The sequence below is a fragment of the Actinomyces oris genome, from assembly GCF_001929375.1.
Lineage (GTDB): Bacteria > Actinomycetota > Actinomycetes > Actinomycetales > Actinomycetaceae > Actinomyces > Actinomyces oris_B.
In genome coordinates, this window is record NZ_MSGO01000073.1 from 1 (window position 1) to 8,086 (window position 8,086).

Consider the following 8,086-nt stretch of genomic DNA (forward strand, 5'->3'; position numbering starts at 1 on the left):
CGATGCCGACGGTCAGGCGCCGGTCCGGGCCCAGTCCCTCCTGCTGCCGCTTGAACTCCATGTAGTAGGCACGCGCCGCCCGGATCGACGCCGTTGCGAACAGCGAGTTGAAGCCGAGCACGCGTTTCTGCCCCAGCGTGTAGGAGGAGTTGCGCCGCGTCTTCTGGTCGAAGTGCTCACGGATATAGCCCACCACCTGGGCCAGCCGCTCGGGTGCCAGCAGCGCCCGCTCGGTGTCGATGGCACTGATCTCCGCGTCGCGTACGGCGTCGGGCATCTTGATCGTGTCGATGTAGTCGATGCGGAACGGCAGCACGTTCTTGTCCCGGATCGCGTCCACAATCGTGTACGTGTGCAGCTGGTCGCCGAAGGCCTGCTCGGTGGTGCGCAGCTGGACGTTCCCGCTGGAGCCGGAGTTGGCCGCGAAGATCGGCGTGCCCGTGAACCCGAAGAGGTGGTAGTTGCGGAAGGCCTTGGTGATGGCCGTGTGCATGTCCCCGAACTGGCTACGGTGGCACTCGTCGAAGATGAGGACCACGTGTCCGGTGTAGATGGCGTGCTTGCGGTTGCGCCCCACGAAGTTGGAGAGCTTCTGGATCGTGGTGACGATGATGCTCGTATCCGGGTCGTTGATCTGCCGGCTCAGCTGGTTGGTGGACTGATTCGCCGAGACCGTCCCATCGGCGAAGCGGTTGTACTCCTTGATGGTCTGGTGGTCCAGGTCCTTGCGGTCGACGACGAAGATGACCTTGTCGATCCCCTCCATCCCGGCGGCCAGCTTGGCGGTCTTGAAGGAGGTGAGGGTCTTGCCCGAGCCGGTGGTGTGCCAGATGTAGCCGCCGCCGGCCACGGTGCCGGTCTGCTTGTTGGCCGACGCCGTGAGGATCCGCTGGAGAATCGCCTCGGTCGCGGCGATCTGGTAGGGCCGCATGACCAGCAGCTTCTGCGCGGTGGTGAAAACGCAGTAGCGGGTCAGTAGGGCCAGCAGCGTGTGCTTGGCGAAGAAGGTCCGAGTGAAGTCGACCAGGTCCGTGATCGGCTTGTTCGCCGCGTCAGACCACCAGGAGGTGAACTCGAAGGAGTCGGAGTTGGCGGCCTTGGACTCGCGCTTGCCCCGCGTGGACTCGGTGACGTGGTCGAAGCGGGTCGTGTTCGAGTAGTACTTGGTCTGGGTGCCGTTGGAGATGACGAAGATCTGGACGTAGCCGAACAGACCGGCGCCCGCCCAGAAGGAGTCACGCTGGTAGCGGTTGATCTGGTTGAAGGCCTCGCGGATGGGCACGCCGCGGCGCTTGAGCTCGATATGCACCAGCGGCAAACCGTTGACGAAGACCGTGACGTCATAGCGGGTGTGGTGGGCGCCGGTATCCACGACGTACTGGTTGGTGACCTGCAGGCGGTTGTTGTGGATGTGCTGCTTATCGATGAGCCGGATGTTCTTGGACTCGCCGTTGTCCCGGATGAGGGTCTGGACGTGGTCCTCCTGGATGCGACGCGTCTTCTCCGCGATCTCGTCCCCGCCGCCTGAGCGGGTGCGGATCGACTGGGCGAAGAAGCGCTTCCACTCCTCATTGGTGAAGCTGTAGTCGTTGAGGGCTTCGAGTTGGGTGCGCAGGTTGGCGACGAGTTCGTCCTCGCTGGCGAAGGAGACGTACTCGTAGGCCTGAGCCTGTAGTTGGCGGATGAAGGCCGCCTCCAGCTCGGCCTCCGACTGGTAGCCGGCGCGGTCGGTCTCCTCGGGCTCATAGAGTCCGACGACGGTGCTCTCGCTGGTGAGGACAACCGGTTCGACTCCGACGGCGGAGGCTTCACGAATGGTCATGGGAGGACACTTTCGTCAGGGTTGGAGAGATTCTGCTGCGACTGTGACTGTGGGATCGAGGTCCCGGTTCTCCCAGTCCTTGTAGGTGCCGCCCTCCCAGGTCCAGGCGATACGGCCGTTGCAGGAGTATCCGATGGCGATAGAACCGGCGGCGGATGGCGAGGGGAAGGGGATGTCCCGTGTGAGAGTGCCGATTGTTCCCTCGACAGCGATACTTCCGTCATCGACGAGTTTGGTGTGTTGAGCGCAGAGGGATTCGTAGGATCTGCGGGTGCTTGACGTGCGCCCGGCGCTGGTCCATTCGCCGACGACGCGGGATCCTTCCAACATGATGAACTCGTCCCCGACAATGCGAGCTCGAGCTGTAACTCTGCGCTTAGGGGCAGTGAGTGTGAAAATCGGAGAGTTGATATCTGGTGGAGGTGTTTGCCGTTCGGGAGGCCTGTGAGTGCTACGAAGAATGTTGACTCCAAGAACAGGGAGGATGCTACGAATCTGCTCGAGGAACGCCTCGGCATCTGACTGTTGAGCCTCAGACAACTTCCGGGGTTGTGGGGTTTGAACGTTATCCCGCAGGGTGCAGCGTTTGGTGGTTGTGGCGATTTCGAGAAGACGGGACTCGAGGTATCCCCAGTGTCCTTCGTTGAAGGAGTCGTCAAGGCTGCTGACGAGGATGGCCCGGTCCCACCATTCCTTCTTGCGGTTGTGGTCAAGGAATCGAGCGGAGAACTCCTCAGTTTTCCCGATATAGCAGCGTACGCTTTCGATCGCATCAGGGTCGTCACCAAGGAGGAAATAGACACCGTTGCGGTGAGCCTCTTCTCGGTCGAGGAGGCGAGTGAGGGCGCTGCGGGGGCCGTTGAGAATTTGCCCCGTCCATCCTATGATGCCCGCTGTCGTGATACCGCCGGACTCTCCGTCAACAAGGAAGAGATCGATGTGTTTTCCGCTCATGAGGTTAGTTCTTTTCAGGGAAGGTGAGGAGACGGTCGCGGTAATACTCGTACTGCTTGCGACGAGCCTCGATCTCCGCAGGTAGGCCAGAGGATAGGCCGTTGACGAGGGCGTCAAAATGATTGAGTTTCTCGACGATCCGATCCTGTTCCGTGCGTGGTGGTACAGGTATATGAATCTTTGAGAATCCATCGGGCAGAAGAGTCTTCACTTTCGTTCTAGCGATGTGCTTTGCCTTCTGGCGTCTAAACCAGTCGGTCCGCATCACATAGGAAACGAATGTAGGGTTCAAAGCGCTGCGGAACGCGTAACTGTGGTCGTGAATAGCAACAGGCTCGTCTCCGATCCAGGCAACACTGCGGCCTACATCGTCAACCACTTCTCCGACGTCAACAAGAATTACGTCTCCCGGTTGGGCGAAGCGAAGTTTCTGGCGAAGTGATTCGTCAAGATTGCTCACAGCAGATGACGTCGATATTCCGTATCTAGTGTAAATTTCTCCATAATGAATACAGGGGATGCCGTGATCGGAGTAGTCGGTCTTGACGAATCGTTTTCCGCGATGGAAGGTGCCAAGTTGAGCTAGAGGACGCCAGAGTGTATTTGAGTCATCCTTAAAACTCAGAAGTTCGTCGAGGTAGTAGTTATACTGGTGTCGGCGAGCTTCCAGCTCCGCCTCCAGCTCCGCCTCCAGCTCCGCCTCCAGGGCCGTGAACTTGTCTAGCGTCCTCGTGATCTCGTGCTGAACTTCCAGTGGTGGAACTGGAACTGGGTAACGTAAGATCGCTTCTTTATCGCCTCGAGGCATTTTTGTCCCTTTGGCATTCTGTTGATTGAACGTAAAGAAAGAATCGCTTGAAAGAATGTAATACAGAAACCGCGATTCAAGCAGTTTCGAGTACTGGTCGTTGATTTCGACCGCCAGTACGTCTCCACTACAACCTCCTGTGCGGTCTGCTAACCATATTTTCTTGAGGTATGGACGAATGTTGCCTAGGAGGATGTTTCCCTGGCGGTAGGCTGTAAGTGTCGAAGTGTTGGGGTTGTGTGTTGCGTCGATTCGACCCCTCTTTTGTGAGACTAGATTATCGACTCCTACGAAGGTGGTTGAGTTTAAATCTTCAGCGGACACTTTTCGGGGTGAGTACTTGGCGACTTCGCCAAGCGGCTTGTATTCCACACCGTCGGGGCAGAGGTCGCGGATGAGGTCATCGATGCGGCTCACCGGGCACCGCCTTCGAGGTCGGCCACGATCTCATCAATGCTGGCTCGCAGCACTGCCTGCCGCTCCACGATCTCCTTGATCCGGGCGTTGAGCTCCACGATGTCGACCTCCTCGCGAGTGTCCTCCGCCTCTACGTAGGAGGACACCGACAGGTTGAACCCGTTCTCCCTGATCGCCTCCGCGCTCACCAGTGCGGCCACGTGATCGACGTCGGCACGCTTGGCGAGCGTTTCCAAGATCATCTCCTGGTTCTCCGCCGAGAGCTTGTTCTTGTTGCCCTCCCGTACGAACTGCTTCGAGGCGTCCACGAACAGAACACTGTTGTCCTGCTTCGACTTCTTAAGCACGATGATGCACGTGGCGATTTGTGTCCCGAAGAACAGATCCGGCGGAAGCTGGATGACGGCGTCGACATAGTTGTTCTCCACCAGGTACTGGCGGATCTTGGCTTCAGCGGCACCGCGGAAGAGTACGCCAGGGAACTCGACGATTGCCGCTGTCCCATCCACCGCCAGCCAGGACAGCATGTGCATGGTGAAGGCCAGGTCTGCTCTCGACTTCGGGGCCAGCACGCCCGCCGGGGAGAAGCGTGGGTCGTTGATGAGAGCCGGATCGTCCTTGCCGATCCACTTGGTCGAGTACGGCGGGTTGGAGACGATTGCCTCGAAGGGCTCATCGTCCCAGTGCGCCGGGTCTGTGAGCGTGTCCCCATGGGCGATGCTGAAGTCGGCGAAGTTGATGTCGTGCAGGAACATGTTGATCCGGCACAGGTTGTAGGTGGTCAGGTTGATCTCCTGACCGAAGAACCCGCCGCGCACGTTCTCCTTGCCGAGCACCTTCGCGAACTTCAGCAGCAGCGAGCCCGAGCCGCAGGCCGGGTCGTAGACGCGGTTGACGCTCTTCTTGCCCATGACCGTGATGCGGGCCAGTACCTCGCTGACCTCCTGCGGGGTGAAGAACTCGCCACCCGACTTGCCTGCGTTTGAGGCATACATCGTCATGAGGTACTCGTAGGCGTCGCCGAAGGTGTCGATCGAGGACTCCCCGTAGGACAGGTCCAGGTCCCCGATCGCCTGCATGAGTCGCGTGAGCTTGTCGTTGCGCTGGGCCACCGTGCGGCCCAACTTGGTGGAGTTGACGTCTACGTCGTCGAACAGGCCCCGCAGATCCGACTCCGAGCCCGTGCCGGTCGCCGAGGCCTCGACGCTCTTGAAGATGCGTGACAGGGTCTCGTTGAGGTTCTCATCGCGCGGAGCCCGTTCGCACACGTTGTTGAACAGGTCGCCCGGGGCGATGAAGAAGCCCTTCTCCTCAATGAGGCCGTCACGGGCGCCCTCGGCGTCGGCGTGAGACAGGAAACGGTAGTCGAACTCCGGGTCCCCGGCCGCGCGCTCGCCGGCGTTGATGTACTCGGTGAGGTTCTCAGAGATGAACCGGTAGAAAAGAAAGCCCAGGACGTAGGCCTTGAAGTCCCATCCGTCTACGCTCCCGCGCAGGTCGTTGGCAACCCGCCAGATCGCTTGGTGAAGCGCCTTGCGCTCAGTCTCTTTACTCACAGTCGGCCTCTTCGTCGTCAGGATGGGGGATCAGGCAGAAGTATCCCACCAACTGAGGGCGTCCGATGACCACGCGCTGAGGTTGGGAATGGTGGCTACAGTCTTCGCCAGGCAGCGAGCATCGGGCTTGGACCGGTGCGGCTACTCCGGCGGCCCCGCACCTGAGGCGTGGAAGCGCCCGCGGCGGTGCCGCCGGTGATGGCCAGGCCGGCGCCCCCGCACCTGAGGAGTGGAACTCGCTTGTTTGTGTCGATGGCCGACCCGTGCTGGTCGGGAAGGCCTGCGTGCTGGTCTGCAGAGGCACGCGATCTGCGCCAGTCCTGCGCCGGCCCCCAGCGCGGAACTGCCGGGAGTCCGGCTGGAAGACGTGGATACCCATCCACACAAAAGACCCATGAGTGACAAACCAGATCTTTCTCTGGTACATCTAGGGGGTGTCCAAGGCTCTGGGATCCTCTACGGAAATCGCTCCACTTCCTACGGTAGAAGGAGGATTCCAGACCGTTCTGGCCGACCCTCCATGGCGGTTCACCAATCGAACCGGCAAGGTCGCCCCCGAGCACCGTCGTCTGGGCAGGTACGGGACGATGTCCCTCGAGGAGATCAAGGAGCTCCCGGTCGGTGACGTGACCGCAGTGAATGCCCACCTGTACCTGTGGGTCCCCAACGCCTTGCTTCCGGAGGGACTGGAGGTGATGCAGGCGTGGGGGTTTCGCTACGTCTCGAATATCATCTGGGCGAAGCGGCGTAAGGACGGCGGGCCGGACGGTCGCGGCGTCGGCTTCTACTTCCGCAATGTCACGGAGCCGATCCTGTTCGGTGTCAAAGGATCCATGAGAACGCTGGCTCCGGGGCGCTCAACGGTCAACATGATCGAGACGCGTAAGCGTGAGCACAGTCGCAAGCCCGACGAGCAGTATGACCTCATCGAGTCGTGCTCGCCAGGTCCATACCTGGAAATGTTCGCCCGCTACGCGCAACCGGGGTGGTCCGTGTGGGGCAATGAGTCGGATGAAGAGACAACGCCGCAGGGTAAGACTCAGCGGGGGTACGCCGGCGGCGATATCGACTCCCCGCCGCACATGGAGCCCAATGAGCAGATGAGCGACTGGCTCTCAGATCGCGTTGCCCGGATCATGGCCGGTGAGTATCTGAATGGAGTGTCGGTTCAGCAGATTTCGACTCAATCTGGCTACTCCGCCGCGCGGGTACGGAGCCTCCTGGCCAGGGCCGGCGTGGAGTTGCGAGAACGGGGTTGAACGACGCCGTCGGGGACAGGGAGGCTTATTCACAGCGTCCGTCGAAGGTGCTGTGACCTGCGTAGATGCCAGTGTCGGCTAGCCCTGTGAATAAGCCTCAGGAATCCTGTTCCCGACCATGTGGAATGTCTCCGCTGAGGTTCGGAGACGGGTGCGAGGTCGACCTGATCACAGTGCAGGCTTGAAGCCGCGGGCCTTCCCGAGGTCGCGCGTGTAGCCGATGATGAGGTCAGGCTTGACGACGATCAGGGAATCGCCTCTCTCCCAGAAAATCCCGGCGAATTCGATCTGTTTCTCATCTTTGACGTCCATGAGATAAAGGAAGGCATTCGGGTCGACCTGTGCTTGTGCCTTGAGTTTGACCACCTTCTTCTTTGGAGAGAGTTTGGCGCCGGAGGCACAGAAGGCCTCGTTCTCCTTCTTGATCTCCAGATTGGGGATCGTGAACATGCCTCCGATCTTGGGGGAAAGTGATTCGATGCAGGATGATAGTGAGGATCGGAGCGCCGTCATGGGTGCCGGCGACTCATTCTTCGTGTTGTATGCGTGGGTCTGCTTGATGGTCAGAAGGCTGTGCTCTGGATAGACGGGAATTTCGTCGTTCTTCTTAGGGTCCATGAAGTAAGCTGACAATCGCTTTCCATCAAGATCGTACTCGACGACGCTCCATGGGTCGTTGGGGCCCGGGTTGAGAGCATTTTTCTCGTAGACCACCCAACCATCCTCGGCGTAGTCGGTGCCGGTCGTCGCTTTCGCTTTGTCGCCGCCAAGAACCATGGTCTTACCGTCGGCAAGATCGATGATGACATTATTGAGGGCGACGTACTTGTGCTTCTTGTGCGTCACAACACCCACAGGGCCTCGCATTGACGAGAAGCTCACCCCGTCCTCGGCCGGGACGGTGATGGTCCACTTCTTCTTCTGAGGGGACTCCCATGCCGTGCACTGGCTCTTAGCGTCGCAGCTGATGGCTATCCCGTCGGCGACCATGGCCGACTGGCCCTCGCCCCACGGTACAGGACCTTGCTTACCCGAAGTCAGGTCGATCATCGTCGGCCCGTAAACAATCTTGTCGTTGCCCCACGAGTACGCCATCGACTCGAACGAGGTGGAGGGGTCTGAGCCGTCTCCCCCCACCTCGAGGCTCCACCCCTTGTTCAACCCGTCATCGGTGATCGTGTAGCTGGTCAACGTGCGGCTCTGGTTCTCGTAGGTGAGAAAGTGGTTGCCGACGACCAAGGGCGTCGCGTTAGCCTCGAGTTTTCATCGT

General features: G+C 59.9%; 5 protein-coding genes and 1 pseudogene. 1 reads left to right on the plus strand and 5 read right to left on the minus strand.

All coding sequences use genetic code 11. The annotated features are described in order from the left end of the window. From BKH32_RS12560 to BKH32_RS12575, 4 genes are all read right to left on the minus strand, one after another. Nucleotides 1-1,822: type I restriction endonuclease subunit R (locus BKH32_RS12560; RefSeq protein ID WP_143222845.1), on the minus strand; the 1,822-nt coding region annotated here is incomplete at its 3' end. Between the two features lie 15 nt (nucleotides 1,823-1,837). Further along, nucleotides 1,838-2,776: a GIY-YIG nuclease family protein gene (locus tag BKH32_RS12565; RefSeq protein ID WP_075250338.1), complete on the minus strand. Its 939-nt coding sequence runs from the start codon at nucleotides 2,774-2,776 to the stop codon at nucleotides 1,838-1,840. 4 nt (nucleotides 2,777-2,780) lie between these two features. Then, nucleotides 2,781-4,001, minus strand: coding sequence for a restriction endonuclease subunit S (locus BKH32_RS12570; protein WP_075250339.1), 1,221 nt, complete (start codon nucleotides 3,999-4,001; stop codon nucleotides 2,781-2,783). Continuing rightward, complete coding sequence (locus tag BKH32_RS12575) at nucleotides 3,998-5,557, minus strand: type I restriction-modification system subunit M (protein WP_075250340.1); 1,560 nt, start codon at nucleotides 5,555-5,557, stop codon at nucleotides 3,998-4,000. Before BKH32_RS12575 ends, BKH32_RS12570 begins: the two co-directional genes overlap by 4 nt. Nucleotides 5,558-5,991: 434 nt before the next feature. Between BKH32_RS12575 and BKH32_RS14810 the strand changes: the two are divergent. Beyond that, a pseudogene (locus BKH32_RS14810) lies at nucleotides 5,992-6,504 on the plus strand (MT-A70 family methyltransferase); the annotation flags it as partial. A 480-nt stretch (nucleotides 6,505-6,984) separates the two neighbouring features. Here the strand turns inward: BKH32_RS14810 and BKH32_RS12585 are convergent. Next, nucleotides 6,985-8,055, minus strand: a complete 1,071-nt coding sequence (locus BKH32_RS12585) for a hypothetical protein (RefSeq protein WP_075250342.1) — start codon at nucleotides 8,053-8,055, stop codon at nucleotides 6,985-6,987. Nucleotides 8,056-8,086: the final 31 nt, after the last annotated feature.